Source organism: Afipia sp. Root123D2 (assembly GCF_001425835.1).
Lineage (GTDB): Bacteria > Pseudomonadota > Alphaproteobacteria > Rhizobiales > Xanthobacteraceae > Afipia.
The window spans coordinates 762,330-781,491 of sequence record NZ_LMDP01000002.1 but is presented as its reverse complement, the minus strand read 5'-3'; the positions used below and the strand labels follow the sequence as shown (position 1 = coordinate 781,491).

Annotated in this window: 20 protein-coding genes and 1 tRNA gene; 13 read left to right on the top strand and 8 right to left on the bottom strand. The window is 62.3% G+C overall.

The window, feature by feature from the left end:
• Positions 1–46: 46 nt before the first annotated feature.
• Positions 47–1,219, top strand: a complete 1,173-nt coding sequence (locus ASC80_RS12830) for an isovaleryl-CoA dehydrogenase (protein WP_056297554.1) — start codon at positions 47–49, stop codon at positions 1,217–1,219.
• A 139-nt stretch (positions 1,220–1,358) separates the two neighbouring features.
• Here ASC80_RS12830 and ASC80_RS12825 read toward each other — a convergent pair whose 3' ends face one another.
• Positions 1,359–2,165 carry a DUF2927 domain-containing protein gene (locus ASC80_RS12825; RefSeq protein WP_056297551.1) on the bottom strand — a complete coding sequence of 269 codons (807 nt, stop codon included), beginning with the start codon at positions 2,163–2,165 and terminating at the stop codon, positions 1,359–1,361.
• 113 nt (positions 2,166–2,278) lie between these two features.
• Positions 2,279–2,878 (bottom strand): L,D-transpeptidase, encoded by a 600-nt coding sequence (locus ASC80_RS12820; protein ID WP_082512616.1) that lies wholly within the window; start codon positions 2,876–2,878, stop codon positions 2,279–2,281.
• A gap of 256 nt (positions 2,879–3,134) precedes the next feature.
• Between ASC80_RS12820 and ASC80_RS12815 the strand changes: the two genes are divergently transcribed.
• From ASC80_RS12815 to ASC80_RS12805, 3 genes are all read left to right on the top strand, one after another.
• Positions 3,135–4,679, top strand: coding sequence for an acetolactate synthase large subunit (locus ASC80_RS12815; RefSeq protein WP_056297545.1), 1,545 nt, complete (start codon positions 3,135–3,137; stop codon positions 4,677–4,679).
• Positions 4,680–4,746: 67 nt separating this feature from the next.
• The gene (locus ASC80_RS12810; protein ID WP_056297541.1) at positions 4,747–4,959 is read left to right on the top strand and encodes a hypothetical protein; all 213 of its coding nucleotides are present in this window, start codon (positions 4,747–4,749) and stop codon (positions 4,957–4,959) included.
• Between the two features lie 137 nt (positions 4,960–5,096).
• A complete protein-coding gene (locus tag ASC80_RS12805) occupies positions 5,097–5,258 on the top strand; it encodes a Flp family type IVb pilin (RefSeq protein ID WP_056298888.1) in 162 nt (53 codons plus the stop codon).
• A 54-nt stretch (positions 5,259–5,312) separates the two neighbouring features.
• On the opposite strand, the gene ASC80_RS12800 is transcribed toward ASC80_RS12805, so the two are convergent.
• The 4 genes from ASC80_RS12800 to ASC80_RS12785 form a co-directional block, all read right to left on the bottom strand.
• Positions 5,313–5,750, bottom strand: a complete 438-nt coding sequence (locus ASC80_RS12800; RefSeq protein ID WP_502690961.1) for a cupin domain-containing protein — start codon at positions 5,748–5,750, stop codon at positions 5,313–5,315.
• Between the two features lie 46 nt (positions 5,751–5,796).
• Positions 5,797–5,871, bottom strand: a tRNA-Val gene (locus tag ASC80_RS12795).
• A gap of 111 nt (positions 5,872–5,982) precedes the next feature.
• Positions 5,983–7,233, bottom strand: coding sequence for a coiled-coil domain-containing protein (locus ASC80_RS12790; RefSeq protein ID WP_056297538.1), 1,251 nt, complete (start codon positions 7,231–7,233; stop codon positions 5,983–5,985).
• A gap of 104 nt (positions 7,234–7,337) precedes the next feature.
• Positions 7,338–7,913, bottom strand: a complete 576-nt coding sequence (locus tag ASC80_RS12785) for a DUF1134 domain-containing protein (protein ID WP_056297536.1) — start codon at positions 7,911–7,913, stop codon at positions 7,338–7,340.
• A 114-nt stretch (positions 7,914–8,027) separates the two neighbouring features.
• Here ASC80_RS12785 and ASC80_RS12780 point away from each other — a divergent pair, with 114 nt between their 5' ends.
• A complete protein-coding gene (locus ASC80_RS12780; protein ID WP_056297533.1) occupies positions 8,028–8,543 on the top strand; it encodes a YHS domain-containing (seleno)protein in 516 nt (171 codons plus the stop codon).
• Here ASC80_RS12780 and cysQ read toward each other — a convergent pair.
• Positions 8,537–9,370 (bottom strand): 3'(2'),5'-bisphosphate nucleotidase CysQ, encoded by an 834-nt coding sequence (gene cysQ / locus ASC80_RS12775; RefSeq protein WP_056297529.1) that lies wholly within the window; start codon positions 9,368–9,370, stop codon positions 8,537–8,539. The genes ASC80_RS12780 and cysQ overlap by 7 nt on opposite strands.
• Before the next feature lie 226 nt (positions 9,371–9,596).
• Here cysQ and chpT point away from each other — a divergent pair, with 226 nt between their 5' ends.
• The 6 genes from chpT to ASC80_RS12745 all read left to right on the top strand — a co-directional run bounded on the left by chpT (position 9,597) and on the right by ASC80_RS12745 (position 16,095).
• A complete protein-coding gene (chpT, locus tag ASC80_RS12770) occupies positions 9,597–10,238 on the top strand; it encodes a histidine phosphotransferase ChpT (RefSeq protein WP_056297526.1) in 642 nt (213 codons plus the stop codon).
• 168 nt (positions 10,239–10,406) lie between these two features.
• On the top strand, positions 10,407–13,073 hold the full coding sequence (locus tag ASC80_RS12765) for a hybrid sensor histidine kinase/response regulator (protein WP_056297523.1): 2,667 nt from the start codon (positions 10,407–10,409) through the stop codon (positions 13,071–13,073).
• Between the two features lie 11 nt (positions 13,074–13,084).
• Entirely contained in the window at positions 13,085–13,555 is a 471-nt protein-coding gene (locus tag ASC80_RS12760) for a chemotaxis protein CheW (protein ID WP_056298883.1), read from the top strand.
• Between the two features lie 51 nt (positions 13,556–13,606).
• The gene (locus ASC80_RS12755) at positions 13,607–13,972 is read left to right on the top strand and encodes a response regulator (protein WP_056297520.1); all 366 of its coding nucleotides are present in this window, start codon (positions 13,607–13,609) and stop codon (positions 13,970–13,972) included.
• An 84-nt stretch (positions 13,973–14,056) separates the two neighbouring features.
• Positions 14,057–15,223, top strand: coding sequence for a protein-glutamate methylesterase/protein-glutamine glutaminase (locus ASC80_RS12750; protein ID WP_056297518.1), 1,167 nt, complete (start codon positions 14,057–14,059; stop codon positions 15,221–15,223).
• Positions 15,220–16,095: a CheR family methyltransferase gene (locus ASC80_RS12745; protein ID WP_056297515.1), complete on the top strand. Its 876-nt coding sequence runs from the start codon at positions 15,220–15,222 to the stop codon at positions 16,093–16,095. The genes ASC80_RS12750 and ASC80_RS12745 overlap by 4 nt, the downstream gene beginning before the upstream one ends.
• 100 nt (positions 16,096–16,195) lie before the next feature.
• Here ASC80_RS12745 and ctrA read toward each other — a convergent pair whose 3' ends face one another.
• On the bottom strand, positions 16,196–16,897 hold the full coding sequence (gene ctrA, locus ASC80_RS12740) for a response regulator transcription factor CtrA (protein WP_056297513.1): 702 nt from the start codon (positions 16,895–16,897) through the stop codon (positions 16,196–16,198).
• Between the two features lie 404 nt (positions 16,898–17,301).
• Here ctrA and fliI point away from each other — a divergent pair, with 404 nt between their 5' ends.
• Complete coding sequence (gene fliI, locus ASC80_RS12735) at positions 17,302–18,627, top strand: flagellar protein export ATPase FliI (protein ID WP_056297511.1); 1,326 nt, start codon at positions 17,302–17,304, stop codon at positions 18,625–18,627.
• A 106-nt stretch (positions 18,628–18,733) separates the two neighbouring features.
• Complete coding sequence (gene fliJ / locus ASC80_RS12730) at positions 18,734–19,153, top strand: flagellar export protein FliJ (RefSeq protein WP_056297509.1); 420 nt, start codon at positions 18,734–18,736, stop codon at positions 19,151–19,153.
• Positions 19,154–19,162 lie beyond the last annotated feature (9 nt).

Here is a 19,162-nt window from a genome sequence, read left to right as displayed (position 1 = left end):
AAAGAGGCTGCCGCCCATTCTCGGGCGGCCCGGAGGCGGACCGATCATGATTCCCAATGCCAGCACTTCGTTCAATTTCGACCTCGGCGAAACCGCCGACGCGATCCGCGAGACGGTTCGCGATTTCGCCAGCCATGAAATCGCGCCGCGCGCCGACGAGATCGACAAGAGCAACCAGTTTCCCCGCGACCTGTGGCCGAAGCTTGGTGCGCTCGGGCTGCACGGAATTACCGTCGAGGAAGAATACGGCGGCTCCGGGCTGGGTTATCTCGAGCACTGCATCGCGATGGAGGAAATTTCCCGCGCATCGGCGTCGGTCGGCCTGTCCTACGGCGCGCACTCCAATCTTTGCGTCAACCAGTTGCGCCGCAACGGCAACGACGAGCAGAAGCGCAAGTATCTGCCGAAGCTGATTTCAGGCGAGCACGTCGGCGCGCTGGCGATGTCCGAACCGGGCTCGGGCTCCGACGTGGTGTCGATGATGACGCGCGCCGACAAGAAGGGCGACCGCTACATCATCAATGGCGGCAAGATGTGGATCACCAACGGCCCGATCGCCGAGACGCTGGTGGTTTACGCCAAGACCGATCCAACCGCCGGGCCGCGCGGCATGACCGCTTTCATCATCGAAAAAGGCATGAAGGGTTTCTCCACCGCGCAAAAACTCGACAAGCTCGGGATGCGCGGCTCCGACACCGCTGAACTGGTGTTCCAGGATTGCGAGGTGCCGGAGGAGAACGTGCTCGGCTCGGTGGGCAAAGGCGTCAACGTGCTGATGTCCGGCCTCGACTACGAGCGCACCGTCCTGTCCGCCGGGCCGCTCGGCATCATGCAGGCCTGTCTGGACGTGGTGATGCCTTACGTTCACGAGCGCAAGCAGTTCGGTCAGCCGATCGGCAGCTTCCAGCTCGTGCAGGGCAAGGTCGCCGACATGTATGTGACGATGAACGCCTCGCGCGCTTACGTCTATGCGGTGGCCAAGGCCTGCGATCGCGGCGAAACCACCCGCGAAGACGCAGCCGGCGCGATCCTCTATGCGGCGGAACGGGCGACGCAATGCGCGCTCGACGCGATCCAGCTGCTCGGCGGCAACGGCTACATCAATGATTATCCGACCGGACGCCTGCTGCGCGACGCCAAGCTGTACGAAATCGGCGCCGGCACCAGCGAAATCCGCCGGATGCTGATCGGCCGCGAGCTGTTCGAGAAGTCGGCATGACATATGCCTTATCGCTGTCATGGCCGGGCTTGTCCCGGCCATCTCGATTCATGGGCACAGTGCCATCCTGGGCGGGATGCCCGGCACAAGGCCGGGCATGACAACGTGTGACTCACGTTGCACAAGAAAGAAACCTGACCTACGGCTTCAGGTCATTGACCTTCGCGATCCACTCGCGGACATCCCGCAAGACGCCGGGCAGAACATCCTGTGCTTCCTGCACCGTCATTCCCGCCTTGATGCGCGGGTGATACAGGATGTTCATGATGTACTGGTCGTAGATGTCGAAGAACCCCATCGACACATCGTCGTTGAACATGGTCCACGGCACCGAGTCGGTGTCGTTGATCGGCCCCAGCGACTGCAGCACTTCCTCATAGGCGCAATCGAGAAAGACGAAATCGCCGTTGTCGACCGTCAGGATGACATCGGAATGCTGGATCTGGTATTTCTCGTTCTTGCGAAAGCCCGACAGGCATTGCGGATCGAGCGAGCGCCGAATCTCCTTCGCGCGCTCCGCGCCATAGAGTTTATGGATCGTCTTGTAGAGATTGCGGTCGCGGACCAGCGTGATGACCGCGTGGGCGTCGTTGCGATCGGGGGTGGTCGCGATGTTGATGTGCTGAACGCGCCGGGCGATATCGGCAATCACGCCGGCAAGCTGAGCGCGGCGGTTGGCGCGTTTGGAGCCGGCGATGAAAACCCTGACCGGCCCGTCATATTTCCGGATCCGGTCGATCCGGCCGGCGAGATGATATTCGGCGCCGAACGCCGTTTTCATGAAGCCGTCGATAATCTCGGCGTCGGTGAACGTCGTCTTTTCGCTGTGCCGCCGGGCGGCGATGGCCGGATTTTCCGCAGCCATTGCCGGCGGGAGACACAGCGACGCGCCCATCGGAACGATGATCGCGGCAATGAGGAGATATCGGATCGCGGACGGGCGCATGACGCAGGAGCTAGCCGCAAGTGCCGCCAGTCCGCAAGCGCGGCGCGGTATCCAGCCAAACAAAAAGGCCGGCGCATGGCCGGCCTTTTCACGAAACTCTCAGTCTTGCGATCTCAGTTCTTGACGTAGACCGTCGCGCCGACCGAGACGCGGTTGTAGAGATCGATCACGTCGTCATTGACCATGCGGAAGCAGCCGGACGAGACCGCCTGTCCGATGGTTTCGGGTTCGTTGGAACCATGGATGCGATAGAGCGTCGAGCCGAGATACATGGCGCGCGCGCCAAGCGGATTGTCCGGGCCGCCTTCCATGTGACGCGGCAGATCCGGGCGCCGCCGCAGCATCTGGGACGGCGGCGTCCAGGCCGGCCATTCCTTCTTCGCGGTCACCTTGTGAACGCCGCCCCAGCGGAAGCCGTCGCGGCCGACGCCGATGCCGTAGCGGATCGCCTCACCGGGAGCGGTCACGAAATAAAGCCGACGTTCCGACGTGCTGATGATGATCGAGCCGGGTTTGTAGTTGCCCTGGATATTGACGTAGGAGCGCTGGACGGGGCCGGAGCTCGCTCCCAGGCCGAAGCCTCTGAACAAGCCGCCGAACGGGGCTTCCTGCACTGCGAAATCCTGCTGCGGGTGGCGCTCTCTGGCCGCTGCGGGTTGCGATATTGCGCCCCAGGAAATGGCGGCTAACACGACGGCAAGCAGGCGTTTCATCGAGACCTCTCGGTATTTCATTAGGGAATATCCAAATAACCCAATCAGACAGGCCACAATTCGCCTTTTTTCGCAAGATGCGGTCGCGTGAGGCGGCGATTTGCCGGCTCTGCGTGACCTCAAAGCATCGGTTCGCGGGTTCCTGCCGCCGTCGGCCTGCCTGCAGCGCATCGGTTCTATCTGTCATCGGCCTTTGACGGATGCGCCAAAGGATGGTTGATCTTTGTGACCAATAAAAAACAATGGGAGTGAAGCGATGAACGGTGCGGAAAGTCTGGTGCGAACGCTGGTTGCGGGCGAAGTCAACGTCTGCTTCACCAATCCGGGCACATCGGAGATGCATTTCGTCGCGGCGCTCGATCGCGTGGAAGGGATGCGTTGTGTTCTCGGCCTGTTCGAGGGCGTCGTGACCGGCGCCGCCGATGGCTATTACCGGATGCTGGAAAAGCCCGCATCGACGCTGCTGCATCTCGGCCCCGGCCTCGCCAACGGTCTCGCCAATCTGCACAACGCCAAGAAGGCGCGCTCCGGCATCGTCAATATCGTCGGGCAGCACGCCACCTACCACATCGAATACAACGCGCCGCTGACATCGGACATCGAGGGGATCGCGCGCCCGATGTCGGCCTGGGTTCGCACGTCGCCGGACGCGAAGTCGGTCGCGCGCGACGGCGCCGCCGCCATTGCTGCTGCCAACGGCCATCCCGGCCAGATCGCCACCCTGATCCTGCCGGCCGACACGGCCTGGAAGGAAGCGGACGGTATCGCGCAGGTGCCGGCCAGTTCGCAACAGCCGAGCTATTCACCGAAGGCAGTTGAGGAAGCCGCGCGGGTTTTGCGCACCGGCGAGCAGACGCTGCTGCTTCTCACCGGTCACGCCCTGACCGAGAAGGGCCTGAAACTCGCGTCCCGCATCGCCGGCAAGACCGGCTGCAAGGTGATGGGCCAGACCTACAATCCGCGCATGGCGCGCGGGCAGGGGCGCTATTCGATCGATCGCATTCCGTATGTCATCGAACAGGCGCTGCCGATCCTCAAGGATTTCCGGCACATCATTCTGGTCGAAACCGCCGATCCCGTCGCGTTCTTCGCTTATCCGAACAAGCCGAGCCTGCTGAAGCCGGAAGGGTGCGAAGTCCATCGCATGTGCGAGGCCGGCGAAAACTCGGTCGGCGCGCTGCATGCGCTGGCCGACGCGCTGGGTGCGAAAGCGCAGGACGAGCAACCGCAGAAGCTCGTCGAACTGGTGAAGCCGACCGGCGCACTGAATCATGCGTCGATCGCGCAGGCGATCGCGATGGCGATTCCGGAGAACGCGATCGTGGTCGATGAATCGATCACCACCGGACGTGGTTTCTTTCCGCCGACGGCGGGTGCCAAGCCGCATGACTGGCTGCAGAACATGGGCGGCTCGATCGGCTTTTCGACGCCGGTTGCGACCGGTGCCGCGGTCGCGTGTCCCGACCGCAAGGTGATCTGCATGGTGGGCGACGGCAGCGCGATGTACACGCTGCAATCGTTGTGGACGCAGGCGCGTGAAGGCCTCGACGTCACCACGGTGGTGTTCGCGAACCGCACCTATCAGATTCTGAAAGGCGAATTCGCGGGCGTCGATGCCGGTGAACCCGGTGAAAAAGCGCTCCACATGCTGAACCTCGATAACCCGACGCTCGACTGGGTTTCGCTCGCCAAGGGCATGGGCGTGCCGGGTCGCTCTGTGACCACGGCCGAGGATTTCCACAAGGCGTTGACCGACTCCGTTGCCCAGAAAGGCCCGCGGCTGATCGAAGTCGTGATGTAACGGAACCTGCCTTCTTTCGTGCGGTTATCCTGCTGAACAGGCAGGATAGTCCCACGGAGGAGGGGTGATGACGGTCTTCCAGGGGACATCATTCAGTCCCGATACCATCGCGATGATGACCAGGGCGCTGAACGAGGCGGTGGAAACATTGCCCGAGCCGGTGTCGTCGGGACACGTTCAGACCCTCGCCAAAAACATCGTCGACCTGACATCGCAGGGCGAGCGCGATCCCGAACGGCTCAAGCTGCTCGCGTTGCTGGCGCTGCGGTCCCGGACCTGACAGGCCTTAAACGACGGTATCACTGTCAGGTTGAGTTAAATTTTCGGCAGGTTCTTTTCGATAGGTTATCCGCGATCGCGCGAAACCCTCGCGCCACAATGTTGCCATGTGCGAAAATCGCGCAGCGAGGACAGCCGATGCCGACGATCCGACGTTTCCTGCAAAACGAGTCTGGAGCCACAGCGATCGAGTACGGCCTGATTGCGGCTGGACTGGCGCTGGGCATCATTGCCGCGGTCAATGGCCTCGGCACGACGATGAGTTCGACCTTCACCACCGTCGGCACGTATCTGAAATAGCGCCGCCGTATTTGTTTCGTGCGTCCACGGCACGGCGCTGGTGTGCGGCAGGGTTTATTCCGCGCCTGCATTGCGGGCCATGAACGTTTCCGGCGAGCCATCCTTCGGATCGACAAAGATGATGTCCGTCGGCTCCCGGCGCGGCGTGTCGATCGATAAAAACACCACAGGATGATCGAACAGCTCGGGCATCGCATGCACGGTGCCCCGCTTGAAGAACAGCAACTGACCGGGACTGAACTCGGCTTTGGTCGAGGCGTCGCCCATCCAGAACGTTCCCCGCCCGGAAAAGACGTAGAGATATTCGTCGCAGGTCGCGTGATAGTGCGGCGGCGTCGGGCGATAGACCCGGAACACCCGCGCACTCGCCTCGGGCCGGTTGGTCAGATAGGTGTCGACGAGCAGTGTCGTCGCGGTTTCCGGCAAGGCATTGGCAATGGCTTCGATGTCGAAGCGGCCGGTCGCGGTCGAATTGTCGGTCATGTCGGTCATGGATGATCCCGGCGGAGACACGCGGCCGATCGGCCGCTGAAACTAATGGTGGGCGCACAAGGGATCGAACCTTGGACCTCTCCCGTGTGAAGGGAACGCTCTCCCGCTGAGCTATGCGCCCGGGACTTCCGCTGGGGTCAGTCCGGTTTTGAAGCCGCGATTTACGAAGCCGGGAGGCAGGGTGTCAAGCGCGGCCTCGGCGGGGCGATATAAATGGCGTCAAATGGGCTTTTTAGCTGGCCTGACGGGTTCGGGCCTTGTCCTGCAGGGCGCGGATGCGCTGTGCCAGGGTGCCGTGCGCCTCGGCGGACGCGCCGCTCGTGGCCGAACCTTTGACGATGGCGCTGATCGCCGGTTTGGCGGGTTCGGAAGCCAGAATCGCCTCGATCTGCGAATCCGGTCCTTCCAGCGTCGCGCCCAGCCGCGCGACCTCGGCCGCGATGTCATTGATGCGTTCGCGCAGCAGGGCGTTCTCAGCGGGGTCTCCCTGTTGCTGCGTCGCGCCGACTTCGCGCTGCAGCCGGGTTCTCTCATCGCGCACCGCGATCAGTTGATCCTCGATGGCAGCCTTCTCGGCCTGAAGCCGGTCCATCATCGCGGATTTCGCCAGCGCAGCCGCGATCTCGCCGCGGAGCGTCTGCTCGGTCTGTTTTGCGGTTTCCGCCTGTTGCCGCAGCAAGCCGATTTCATGCTCACGCTCGGTCAGCATCTTGCCCTGCGCGGCCAGCTTGCTTTCAAGATCGCCGATCCGGCTCGCCAGCGTTTCCGCCTCCTTCGATCGTGTCGTCAGTTCGTGATCGAGATCGGCAACGCGGACGGTCAGATTTTCCACGCGCGAGCGGGCCTCGCCGAGATCGCGGCTCGTTGAATCGAACTGGCCGCGCTGTTCGGCGAGACGTTGTTCGGTTTCGGTGAATTCCTTTTCGGCGTCATGCACGCGGGCCTGAAGCTCGTCGACTTGCGTGCGCACGGCGATCAGTTCGACCTGGCGGCTTTCGGCGGTGCTCGAGCGATCGCTCAGTTCGTGCGTCAGCCGCGCCAGTTCGTGCTGCTTGCTGGTCAACGCCTGTTCCGCGCTTTGCAGCGCTTCGGCCTTGGCGCTGAAGTCCTGTTCGGTCCCGCGCAACTGATCGCGAAGCGCCTTCTCGCGCGCCTCAAGCGAAAAGATCGCGGCGTTCTTCTCGCCGAGTTCGATCTTGAGCCGGTTGATGGCGTCGGATTTCTTGCCGAGTTCGGCGGACTGGCTGATTGTCTTGTTCTTGAGCTGCTCGACGCTCATTTCGAGCCGGCGCGCGGACATCGCGAATTCGGCGCGCAACTGGTCCTTGTCGGCCTGGATTTCCGCCATCGACAACGGCGTCGCGGCCTCGAGGCGTTTGGTCGTCAGGCGCACCGCGCGGTTGTGAACGAGCGGCATGATCATGAGCCCGAACAGCATCGAGATCATAAAGCCGATGGCCAGATACATGATCGTTTCGACCATGGACGTACTCCCCGCGGAAACTGCCTCTTATTACCTTGGCGGTGGGGGAAAAAGCCAGTGGAACGCCGGAATAACGCAAACCATGCGGGTGACGCCGCCTTGCGTCAGAAGGGATTCCAGGTCGCGTTCGGCGTGAACTTGAGATAGCCGATATTGGCGCCCAACCGCAGGCCGACGCCGGCGCGGATCGGCACCAGCACGATGTTGTTCGCGGTCAGCGCGGTCATGCCGAAGCCGCCGATGAAATACGCCGAGCCGTCGATGCCGGCGAAGCGCTGATAGATCGCCTCGGTGGCCGGCAGATTATAGACCAGCACCATCGTCCGCGCGCCGTCACCGCCCCAGTCGAAGCCGACCGAGGGGCCCTGCCAGTAGACTTTGAGATCGCCCGCATTCTTGGTGTAGAGCGTGCCTTCGCCGTAGCGCAGGCCCGCAACGAACGCACCGCTGCCTTCCTCGCCCAGCACATAGCCGTTCGGCAGGCCCCACTGGCTCACCGCGCGCTCGATCACCGACGCAAGTCCTCGCGACACGTTACCGAAAAACCGGTGGCCGGCGCCGACCAGTTCATCCGGGCCATAGGTGTGCGGAGCGCTTCCGCGCTGCTGCGCCGAGGCGGGCGCTGCGAAGGACAGAGCAATCACGAAAACAAGGGCTGCAAGGCGCGAAAGAAAGGTCATGTAGAGCCTCTTGAACCAATTGAACGGCTTTGAGGCCCGCGCTTAACGCCTTGCTGAGAAGCCTGGCCTAGATTGCGGTCCCATCCCCGACTCAAATGTTTATCGGCATCAACTATGACGGCACGGCGGCAAAAAAACCAAGGGTATCGCCTCAGAATAGCCGCCCTGGCGGCCGCGATTCCAGCAACCATGGCGGTCTGGCCGGGGTCGGCCGGGCAGGCATTCGCCGCGGCCACCGAGCGGGTGGTGATCGACCGCCATACCGGACTTGCGATCGGCGGTCATGATCCGGTGGCCTATTTCACCGATGGTAAGCCGGTCCTGGGAAAGCCGGGCGTGGAGACCTCGGAAGCGGGCGCGATCTGGCGGTTCTGCAACGAAGGCAATCGCACCTTTTTTCTGGCGCATCCCGACGTCTACGCCCCGCGATTTGGCGGCTACGATCCGGTCGATGCGGCGGAAGGCCGGATCGTTGCCGGCCGGTTCAATGTCTGGCTGATTTCCGGCGACCGGCTCTATCTGTTCAGCCGGGAGGAGCATCGTGACGCCTTCGCGGCCAACCCGTCGCACTTCAAGGATGAGGCTGCGGCCAACTGGCCCGAGCTCCGTGCCACGCTCTCCGACTACTGACCGGCCGCTGCCGGATCGCCCCAGGCGATGAATTCGGGGACCAGAAAGCCCTCATGGGCCTCGCCGAAGCGCAGTGGCGCGCCCTTGCTGTCGGTGATCTTGCCGCCGGCGGCGCAGACCACCGCATGCCCCGCCGCGACATCCCATTCCGAGGTCGGAGACAGCCGCGGGTAAATATCGGCTCCGCCCTCGGCGATGCGGCAGAACTTGATGGCCGAGCCGAGGATCTGCCGGATCGCGCCCGGCCGTTCGGCAATGAAGGCCTCGGTCCGCTCGTCGCGGTGCGACCGGCTGACCGCGACGATCCAGGGCGCTCCGGGGCCGGGGTGAGTGCGGGTGTGGATCGCCCGCGCCGACCGCGCGTGGATATCGCGCGTGACCAGCAATCGCTCCGCGCCGTGACCGACCACTCCGCGCCAGACGGCGCCGAGCGCCGGGGCGCCGACAATGCCGAGCACAGGCGTGCCGTTGGTCACCAGCGCAATATTCACGGTGAATTCGTTCCGGCCGGCGACGAACTCCCGTGTTCCGTCGAGCGGATCGATCAGGAAGAAGCTGCCGGTATAGGGCCGCGCCGCGAGATGCGTCCGCTCTTCGGAAAGGGTCGGAATCTCCGGTGCCAGTTTCTCCAGACCCGCGGCGATGATGCGATCAGCGGCCAGGTCGGCTTCGGTGACCGGCGAGCCGTCGGTCTTGCCCTCGACCGACATGGCGCGCCGGTTGACGGCGAGAATTGCTGTCCCCGCCTGAATTGCGAGGTCGGTGAGGGGTTCGATCAGTGCCAGCGCCGCTTGCGCGTCGATCGCTGGTGCAGCGGCTTCATTCATCGCCAAATGTCCATCGGGACAATGACATTTTGGGGGGAATTCCTTCGTGCTGACTGCCTCATTGTTCCTCAACCGGCTGTGGTTCACGTCCCGCTCCGGTGGCAGCGGCTACGTTCGCAGTGTATCAAACTACAGCACATCCATGATTCGCGGCGTCGATGTCGCGGACCTTTCCGGTCATCCTCCCCGTCCTCATGATGGCATGAACTGATAACAGGAAAATCGTATGTCTGGCACGTCCGGTTCAGCTCTCGACGCTCTCGATCTCGCCGCGCTGCTGTGCTCGCGGGTCTGTCACGATCTCATCAATCCGGTGGGCGCGATCGTCAATGGTCTCGAGGTGATGGACAGCAGCAACAAGGCGGAAGACCGCGAATTCGCCCTCGACCTGATCCGCAAAAGCGCGAGCAGCACCTCCGCCCGGCTGCAGTTTTGCCGGATCGCCTACGGGGCTGCGGGTTCGGCCGGTACCCAGATCGACTTGGGTGAGGCACAGAAGGTTGCCCGCGGCCATCTTCAGGACGACCGGACCGCATTGACGTGGAATATGCCGCACATGCTGATGGCGAAGAACCGGGTCAAGCTGCTGCTGAACATGCTGGTGATCGCGCAGCAGTCGATCCCGCGCGGCGGCGAGCTGATTGCCGATCCGGTCGGCGAGGGTGACACGATGGGCTTCCGCGTTCGCGCCGCCGGCCAGTATGCGCGCGAGCCGCAGCATCTCGTCGAACAGCTCAGCGTCGAGAATGCCGCCTCGGTCACGGCTCACGCCGTGCAGCCGCATTACACGGCGCTGCTGGCGCAGGCCTGCGGGCTGTCGGTCGCGGTGGCGTCAGAACCTGGCGCAGTGACTATTACCGCATCCTGAACGCCTTCATCGTTTCTTAACGGGTCGTTCCGGGCTTTGCGGAAGCCCATTATCCCTTTGTTCAGAGCCTTCTTTTGGAATTACTCAACCAATATTAAACGCTTTGCGCCGAGACTGGCCTGATTCCGAAAAGCGTGCGCTGCACGTTCTTGGCAGAAGGCTGGGTTCATGGACGATCTGTTGCGAGAATTCCTGACGGAGACCAATGAGAGTCTCGACACCGTCGACAATCAATTGGTGCGCTTCGAACAGGATCCGAATAACGCGAAAATTCTGGATAACATTTTCCGCCTCGTTCACACGATCAAGGGGACCTGCGGGTTTCTCGGTCTGCCCCGGCTGGAAGCACTGGCTCACGCCGCTGAGACGCTGATGGGTAAATTCCGTGACGGCATGCCGGTCACGGGTGAAGCCGTTTCGCTGATCCTGACCACCATCGACAGGATCAAGGATATCCTTGCCCAACTCGAAGCCACCGAAGCAGAGCCGGAAGGATCCGATCCGGATCTGATCGGCGCGCTCGAACAACTGGTCGAGGCAGGGATGAAAACCCCGGCGCCGGCCAAGGCAGCCGCGACGGAAGGGACACTGGTTCCGCAAGCTCTGGAGCGCGAACTGCGCCCGGGTGAAGTGTCGCTGGACGAACTGGAGCGCGCGTTCCGGGAAACCGCAATCGAGATTGCCGCGCCGCCGCTGGCGCCGGTCGCCGCAAAGGAAGAACCGCCAAAGCCCGCGAAGAAGCCGGCCGCGCGCAAGACGGCGATCGAGATGGACGCAGGCGACGCCGACAAGGTCACGACCCAGTCGATCCGCGTCAATGTCGATACCCTCGAGCACCTGATGACGATGGTGTCGGAACTGGTGCTGACCCGAAACCAGCTTCTCGAGATCAGCCGCCGCAACGAGGATACCGAATTCAAGGTGCCGCTGCAGCGGCTGTCGAACGTGACCGCCGAGCTGCAGGAAGGCGTCATGAAGACGCGGATGCAGCCGATCGGCAATGCCTGGCAGAAGTTGCCGCGCATCGTGCGCGACCTGTCGAGCGAACTCGGCAAGCAGATCGAACTCGAAATGCACGGCGCCGACACCGAACTCGACCGCCAGGTGCTCGACCTGATCAAGGATCCGCTCACCCATATGGTGCGCAACTCCGCCGACCACGGCCTGGAGTCCGGTGCCGAACGGCTTGCCGCGGGCAAACCGGAGCAGGGCACCATTCGCGTCTCCGCCTATCATGAAGGCGGCCACATCATCATCTGCATCGCCGACAACGGTCGCGGTTTGAACACCGACCGGATCAAGGCCAAGGCAATCTCGAACGGACTCGCGACCGAGGCCGACCTCGAGAAGATGACCGAGGCGCAGATTCACAAGTTCATCTTCGCGCCGGGATTCTCCACGGCTGCCGCGATCACCAGCGTGTCCGGCCGCGGCGTCGGCATGGATGTGGTGCGGACCAATATCGATCAGATCGGCGGCACCATCGACGTCAAATCGGTGCCGGGTGAAGGATCGAGTTTCACGATCAAGATTCCGCTGACGCTTGCGATCGTTTCCGCGTTGATCGTCGAAGCGGCCGGCGAGCGGTTCGCGATTCCGCAGATCGCCGTGGTCGAACTGGTCCGCGCGCGCGCCAACTCGGAACATCGCATCGAGCGAATCAAGGACACGCCGGTGCTGCGGTTGCGCAACAAGCTGCTGCCGCTGCTCCATTTGAAGAAGCTTCTCAAGATCGACGACGGCACGTCGAGCGATCCGGAGAACGGCTTCATCGTGGTGATGCAGGTCGGCAGCCAGACCTTCGGCATCGTGGTCGATGGCGTGTTCCATACCGAGGAAATCGTCGTCAAGCCGATGTCCACCAAGCTCCGCCACATCGGAATGTTCTCCGGCAATACCATTCTGGGTGACGGCGCGGTGATCATGATCATCGATCCGAACGGTATCGCCCAGTCGATCGGAACGTCGATCGCGGCGCACACCGATATCGCTGACGACAACGCAGCGGCGCGGGCCGGCTCCGTCGATCAACTGACGTCGCTGCTGGTTTTCAGCGCCGGCTCGTCACGGCCGAAGGCGGTGCCGCTGGCGCTGGTCACGCGTCTCGAGGAGATCGCGGTCGACAAGATCGAACTCTCCAACGGTCGCTACATGGTCCAGTACCGCGAACAGTTGATGCCGCTGGTTCAGATCGAAGGCGTGACTATCCGCGATACCGGCGTGCAGCCGATCCTGGTGTTTGTCGACGACGGCCGTTCGATGGGTCTCGTGGTCGACGAGATCATCGATATCGTCGAGGAAAACCTCAACATCGAAGTCGCGAGCCATCAGGAGGGCATTCTCGGATCCGCCGTCGTCAAGGGGCAGGCGACCGAGGTCATCGACGTCGGCCATTTCCTGCCGATGGCGTTTGCCGACTGGTTCACCCGCAAGGAGATGAGTTCGTCGGCGGCGTCGCAATCGGTTCTGCTGGTCGACGATTCGGCTTTCTTCCGCAACATGCTGGCGCCGGTGCTGAAGGCGGCGGGTTACAGCGTGTCCACCGCCACCAGCGCGAACGAAGGGCTCGGCGTGTTGCGCTCCGGCCGCCAGTTCGACGTGATCCTGACCGACATCGAAATGCCGGAGATGAACGGGTTCGAATTCGCCGAGGCGATCCGCGCCGATCAGCGCATGAACACAATGCCGATCATCGCGCTGTCGTCGCTGGTGTCCCCGGCGGCGATCGAGCGCGGCCGCCAGGTCGGCTTCCACGATTACGTCGCGAAGTTCGATCGGCCTGGACTGATTGCTGCGCTCAAGGAGCAGACCTCCCAAATGAACCAGGCGGCATGAAGGATATGACGATGAATTCCGAAGTGGAAAATGCCGACGCCGGGACCACCGAATACGTCACCGCGACGATCGGCGGCCAGTTGTTCGGTCTGCCGATCTCCCGTGTGCAGGATGTATTCATGCCGGAGCGGCTGACGCGGGTGCCCCTGGCGCCGGATCATGTGGCGGGCGTTCTCAATCTGCGCGGCCGCATCGTCACCGCGATCGATATGCGCGCGCGGCTCGGTCTGTCGAAAAACGAGGATGGCAAGCCGCCGATGGCGATCGGCGTCGATCTTCGCGGCGAATCCTACGGTCTACTGATCGACAAGATCGGCGAAGTTCTGAAGTTGCCGGACACCGGGCGTGAACTCAATCCCGTCAACCTCGACCCGCGGATGGAAAAGGTTGCCGGCGGCATTCATCGCCTTGATGGGCAGTTGATGGTCGTGCTGGACGTGGATCGCATTCTCGAGATCCCATTGGATGCAATGGCGGCGTAACCGGTCTGGCGAAAGCAATCCGGAAGCGCTCAAGGAAAAGCAGAGGCTAAAATGAAAACATGTCTGGTTGTGGACGACTCCAGCGTGATCCGTAAGGTCGCGCGGCGGATCCTTGAAGGACTCGATTTCAGCATCGTCGAAGCCGAGGACGGCGAAAAGGCGATGGAAGCCTGCAAACGCGAGTTGCCGGACGCGGTGCTGCTCGACTGGAACATGCCGGTCATGGACGGCCTCGAATTCCTGCGCAACATGCGCATGATGCCGGGCGGCGACAAGCCGAAGGTCGTGTTCTGCACCACCGAGAACGACGTCGCGCATATCGCGCGCGCCCTTCATGCCGGTGCGAACGAATACATCATGAAGCCGTTCGACAAGGAAATCGTGACTGCGAAGTTTCACGAAGTCGGGCTGATCTGAAGTCGGCGGCGTCGCGCTCGAAGCGCCGCCGCTCGCGGTATTGTTCGGTTCGCGCGGTTCGCGGCTGTTGAGTTGGTAGGCGTAATGAGTGTTGTTGTTGCCGCGTCCCCGAATACGATCTCGCCGAGTACCGAACCTTTGCGTGTCATGGTCGTGGATGACTCTGCCGTCATCCGGGGTCTGATTTCGCGCTGGATCGAATCCGAACCGGATATGGCGGTTGCCGCCTCGGTGCGCACCGGCCTCGATGCCATCAATCAGGTTGTGCGGGTCGATCCCGACGTGATGGTGCTCGATATCGAGATGCCCGATATGGACGGCATTTCGGCGCTGCCGTTGCTGCTCGAGAAGAAGCGTAATCTCATCATCATCATGGCCTCGACCCTGACCCGCCGCAACGCGGAGATCAGCTTCAGGGCGCTGGCGCTCGGCGCCTCCGACTACATTCCGAAGCCGGAAAGCAAGCTCGCCAGTGCGGACGAATTCCGTCGCGATCTTGTTCTCAAGATCCGTCATCTCGGCGCCCGTGTGCGGCGGCCGGCTGCGGTGGCCAGTCCTTCGCTGGCGCCGACGACGCCCGCGCCCGTGCCTGCACGCACGGCGGTGTCGCGCGCCGCGCCCGCCGTGGCGCCGCAGAAGGTCACGGTTCGGCCGTTCAGCGCGATCATGCCGCAGGTGCTTGTCATCGGCTCGTCGACCGGTGGTCCCCAGGCGCTGATGACCCTGGTGGCTGAACTCGGTCCGGTGATCGACCGCGTTCCCGTGCTCATCACCCAGCATATGCCGCCGACCTTCACGACGATTCTGGCCGAACATCTCGCGCGCGCCAGCGGGCGGCCGGCGCTCGAGGCCGTCGATGGCGAGCCGGTCAAGCCAGGGCGCATCTATCTCGCACCCGGCGGGCTTCACATGCGCGTCGTTCGTCACGGGACGAGCCCCGTCATCGCACTGGATGCCGGTCCGCAGATCAACTTCTGCCGCCCCGCCGTCGACCCGTTGTTCCGGTCGGCCGTCGATGTCTGGCAGGGCGGTGTCCTCGCTGTGGTGCTGACCGGGATGGGCTCGGACGGAATGCAGGCCGGCAAGGATATCGTCGCCGCCGGCGGCAACATCATCGCTCAGGACGAAGCCACCAGCGTTGTGTGGGGGATGCCGGGGGCAGCGGCGCACGCGGGTATCTGTGCCGCGATCCTGCCGCTGAACCAGATCGCATCCCGGGTTGCCCGCGTGTTTTCGGGAGATCGCTCGTGACGCCCTTCGATTACGATTATCTGCGGAAGCTGCTGAAGGATCGCTCCGGCCTCGTCCTGTCGGACGACAAGCAATATCTGATCGAGAGCAGATTGCTGCCGCTTGCCCGCAAGGCGGGCATCGGCGGAATCGGCGAACTCGTTCAGAAAATGAAGAGCGGCCCTGACAGTCTGATCGTCGACGTGGTCGAGGCCATGACCACGAACGAGACGTTCTTTTTCCGCGACAAGATTCCGTTCGAGCATTTCAAGACCACCATCATGCCGGAGCTGCTGCGCGAGCGCGCATCGCGGCGCAGTCTGCGGATCTGGTGTGCCGCGTCCTCGACCGGTCAGGAGCCTTATTCGCTGGCGATGATGCTCAAGGAGATGTCCGCGGAGATCGCGGGCTGGCGGATCGAAATCGTCGCCACCGATCTGTCGCAGGAGGTTCTCGAGAAATCAAAAGCGGGAATCTACAGCCAGTTCGAGGTGCAGCGCGGTTTGCCGATTCAGCTGCTGGTGCGCTATTTCAAGCAGATCGGCGATATGTGGCAGGTCAATCCGGACGTCCGCGCCATGGTGCAGTTCAGGCAGCTGAACCTGCTCAATGACTTTTCTCACCTTGGGATGTTCGATGTCATTTTCTGCCGGAACGTTCTGATCTATTTCGATCAGGAGACCAAGATCGCGATCTTCAACCGTCTTCTGCGGGTTCATGAAGCAAGCGGCTATCTGCTGCTGGGCGCCGCCGAAACGGTGGTCGGGCTGACCGATGCCTATCGTCCGTGCCCGGATCGCCGTGGTCTGTACGTCCCGAATGCCACCCGCGCATCGCCGTCGCTGGTTCCGGGAATGGGCAGCGTCAAGGCAGCGGCTTCGCTGGTGCGCTGACGTCGCATCCTTGCGCAATCACACCCCCCACAAACAAAAACCCCGCCATTTGCGGCGGGGCTCAAGTCGGGAGGAGGGAGCCGTACAGGCTCCAACGCGATCAAGCAGGAATGCGGATCTCGTCCTCAACTGGTTCGCGCAGCACGTAGCCGCGGCCCCAGACGGTCTCGATGAAGTTGCGCCCTTCGGAAGCATTGGCGAGCTTCTTGCGCAGCTTGCAGATGAAAACGTCGATGATCTTGAGTTCAGGCTCGTCCATGCCGCCATAGAGATGATTGAGGAACATCTCCTTGGTGAGGGTGGTGCCCTTGCGGAGCGAGAGCAGCTCCAGCATCTGGTATTCCTTGCCCGTCAGGTGAACGCGCTGGCCACCGACTTCGACGGTCTTGGTGTCGAGATTGACGACCAGATCGCCGGTCTGGATGACCGACTGGGCGTGTCCCTTGGAACGGCGGACGATCGCATGGATGCGCGCGACCAGTTCGTCCTTGTGGAAGGGCTTGGTCATGTAGTCGTCGGCGCCGACGCCGAGACCCTTGACCTTGTCCTCGATGCCGGCGAGGCCGGAGAGGATCAGGATGGGTGTCTTGACCTTGGAAACCCGAAGCGACTTCAGCACTTCATAGCCGGACATGTCCGGCAGGTTCAGGTCGAGCAGAATGATGTCGTAATCATACAGCTTGCCGAGATCGACGCCTTCTTCCCCGAGATCCGTCGTGTAGACGTTAAAGCTCTCGGATTTGAGCATCAGCTCGATCGACTGCGCGGTGGCGCTGTCATCTTCAATCAGCAATACGCGCATGCCAGTCCCCTAATAGTCGCCGCTCCGGGCGTCAGGTCGGCCGCACAACCGCGGCACTGGAAACGCCTTTGAACAACTGATTCGAATCCTGACGACATATGGTTAACAAATGCTGATTCCTGCCTGCAAGCTCTATTCGTGCAATTTTTATCGAATCGCCTTAAGATGTTGCAGCCAAGCAGCTTTTTGTATCCACTTCCGTTCAGTATCCACATTAAGAGTCGGAACTAACCGATTCCTGCGACTCGCACCTTCCTTCTGAAGGTCGAGCGCTCTCAGTCACCAAAGACAGTGACGTAATGATTAACGATGCGGGTAAACACGGAGTTAAGGGTTCGGCGGCAAATCGCCGAAACTTAAGGTTTTCGCAATGAAGGCAGCTTTTTAGTGAAAGCGAATTTTCAGTGAAAGCGCTGGCCGAGCAGATCCAGGATATCGACGGCGTCAATATTTATGGCCGGGTGGTCGGCGTGCGCGGCCTGATGGTGGAGATCGCCGGTCCGATCCACGCCATGTCGGTCGGTGCGCGCATCGTGATCGAGACCGGCACCAACCGTTTCATTCCATGTGAGGTGGTCGGTTTCACCGGTGACAACGCCATGGTCATGCCGTTCGCCGGGCTGGAGGGCGTTCGCCGTGGCTGCCGCGCAGTGATCGCCAACGCCGCAGGCCAGGTCCGGCCGTCGGCGTCCTGGCTCGGCCGCGTCGTCAACGCGATGGGCGAGCCGATCGACGGCAAGGGACCTCTGACGCAAGGCGCGTCGCCGATGCCCTACCGGAATTCTCCGCCGCCGGCCCACTTCAGAAAGAGAGTCGGGCAACCGCTTGATCTCGGCGTACGCGCGCTCAATACGTTTCTCACCTGCTGCCGCGGCCAGCGCATGGGCATCTTCGCCGGCTCCGGTGTCGGCAAATCGGTGCTGCTGTCGATGCTGGCGCGCAATGTCGATGCCGACGTCTCGGTGATCGGTCTGATCGGAGAGCGCGGCCGCGAGGTGCAGGAGTTTTTGCAGGACGACCTCGGAGAGGAAGGGCTTGCGCGCTCGGTGGTGGTGGTCGCGACCTCCGACGAGCCCGCCTTGATGCGGCGGCAGGCGGCCTATCTGACGCTCGCGATCGCCGAGTACTTTCGCGATGAAGACAAGGACGTCATGTGCATGATGGACTCGGTGACGCGCTTTGCCATGGCTCAGCGCGAGATCGGGCTGTCGGCTGGCGAACCGCCCACCGCCAAGGGCTATACGCCGACCGTCTTCACCGAACTGCCGAAGCTCTTGGAACGTGCGGGGCCGGGGCTGGGTGAAGGAACGATCACCGGCATCTTCACGGTGCTGGTCGATGGTGACGATCACAATGAACCAGTCGCCGACGCGGTGCGCGGCATTCTCGACGGCCATATCGTGATGCAGCGCTCGATCGCCGAGCGCGGCCGCTACCCCGCCATCAACGTGCTCAGGTCCGTTTCCCGAACCATGCCGAAATCGGCCGATCCGGCATTCCTGCCGGTCATCACCCGAGGGCGGCAGTTGATGGCGACTTATGCCGACATGGAGGAACTGATCCGGCTTGGCGCCTACCGCGCCGGTTCGAGCCCCGAGGTCGACGAGGCAATCCGCCTGCATGAGCCGCTGGAGGATTTTCTGCGTCAGGCCAAGGATGAAGCGACCGGCCTTGCGGCAGGGTACCGCCAGCTCGAAGAAATCGTCCGAACCTTGGAAACGGAACGCTAACTTTGTCGAGCCATGATCCGGCAGTGAGTTTTCGACCGGTGAGCTCGTTTTCGGGAGGCCGGTTCTGTCCCGCTGCCATTTCGGGACTTCTGGGGAGTAAGAGTCGATGAAGTCACGTGAAACGCTGATCCGCCTGAAGAAATTTCAGGTCGACGAAAAGCGCCGCAGGGTTGCCCAGATCGAGGGCATGATCGCGGATTTTCAGCGGATGTCGGTCGATCTGGAGCGTGAAATCCAGACCGAGCAGGAGCGCGCCGGGATCGATGATCCATCGCATTTCGCTTATCCGACTTACGCCAAGGCTGCGATCCAGCGTCGCGAAAATCTTACCCGCTCGGCCGATGAACTGCGCGTCCAGCTCGAGGATGCCAAGGCGGTGCTCGGTGAAGCGTTCGAGGAATTGAAGAAGGTTGAACTGCTCGACGAGCGCGATCAGGCGCGGGAGCGGGCCGAAGAGAATGCCCGCGAACAGGCCGATCTCGACAGCATTGGATTGATGCGCGCGCGCCTCGGCGCGATGGCGTAATGGCCCGGT

Excerpts from the sequence above, each read along its gene's own strand:
- ASC80_RS12800 (WP_502690961.1), bottom strand. The coding sequence starts at position 5,750 with ATGACCGACATGACCGACAATTCGACCGCGACCGGCCGCTTCGACATC.
- cysQ (WP_056297529.1), bottom strand. The coding sequence starts at position 9,370 with ATGAATGAAGCCGCTGCACCAGCGATCGACGCGCAAGCGGCGCTGGCA.
- ASC80_RS12780 (WP_056297533.1), top strand. The coding sequence starts at position 8,028 with ATGACGGCACGGCGGCAAAAAAACCAAGGGTATCGCCTCAGAATAGCC.
- ASC80_RS12810 (WP_056297541.1), top strand. The coding sequence starts at position 4,747 with ATGACGGTCTTCCAGGGGACATCATTCAGTCCCGATACCATCGCGATG.
- chpT (WP_056297526.1), top strand. The coding sequence starts at position 9,597 with ATGTCTGGCACGTCCGGTTCAGCTCTCGACGCTCTCGATCTCGCCGCG.
- ctrA (WP_056297513.1), bottom strand. The coding sequence starts at position 16,897 with ATGCGCGTATTGCTGATTGAAGATGACAGCGCCACCGCGCAGTCGATC.
- ASC80_RS12760 (WP_056298883.1), top strand. The coding sequence starts at position 13,085 with ATGAATTCCGAAGTGGAAAATGCCGACGCCGGGACCACCGAATACGTC.
- ASC80_RS12820 (WP_082512616.1), bottom strand. The coding sequence starts at position 2,878 with ATGAAACGCCTGCTTGCCGTCGTGTTAGCCGCCATTTCCTGGGGCGCA.
- ASC80_RS12790 (WP_056297538.1), bottom strand. The coding sequence starts at position 7,233 with ATGGTCGAAACGATCATGTATCTGGCCATCGGCTTTATGATCTCGATG.
- ASC80_RS12830 (WP_056297554.1), top strand. The coding sequence starts at position 47 with ATGATTCCCAATGCCAGCACTTCGTTCAATTTCGACCTCGGCGAAACC.
- ASC80_RS12825 (WP_056297551.1), bottom strand. The coding sequence starts at position 2,165 with ATGCGCCCGTCCGCGATCCGATATCTCCTCATTGCCGCGATCATCGTT.
- ASC80_RS12755 (WP_056297520.1), top strand. The coding sequence starts at position 13,607 with ATGAAAACATGTCTGGTTGTGGACGACTCCAGCGTGATCCGTAAGGTC.
- ASC80_RS12805 (WP_056298888.1), top strand. The coding sequence starts at position 5,097 with ATGCCGACGATCCGACGTTTCCTGCAAAACGAGTCTGGAGCCACAGCG.
- ASC80_RS12785 (WP_056297536.1), bottom strand. The coding sequence starts at position 7,913 with ATGACCTTTCTTTCGCGCCTTGCAGCCCTTGTTTTCGTGATTGCTCTG.
- ASC80_RS12750 (WP_056297518.1), top strand. The coding sequence starts at position 14,057 with ATGAGTGTTGTTGTTGCCGCGTCCCCGAATACGATCTCGCCGAGTACC.
- ASC80_RS12765 (WP_056297523.1), top strand. The coding sequence starts at position 10,407 with ATGGACGATCTGTTGCGAGAATTCCTGACGGAGACCAATGAGAGTCTC.
- fliJ (WP_056297509.1), top strand. The coding sequence starts at position 18,734 with ATGAAGTCACGTGAAACGCTGATCCGCCTGAAGAAATTTCAGGTCGAC.
- ASC80_RS12815 (WP_056297545.1), top strand. The coding sequence starts at position 3,135 with ATGAACGGTGCGGAAAGTCTGGTGCGAACGCTGGTTGCGGGCGAAGTC.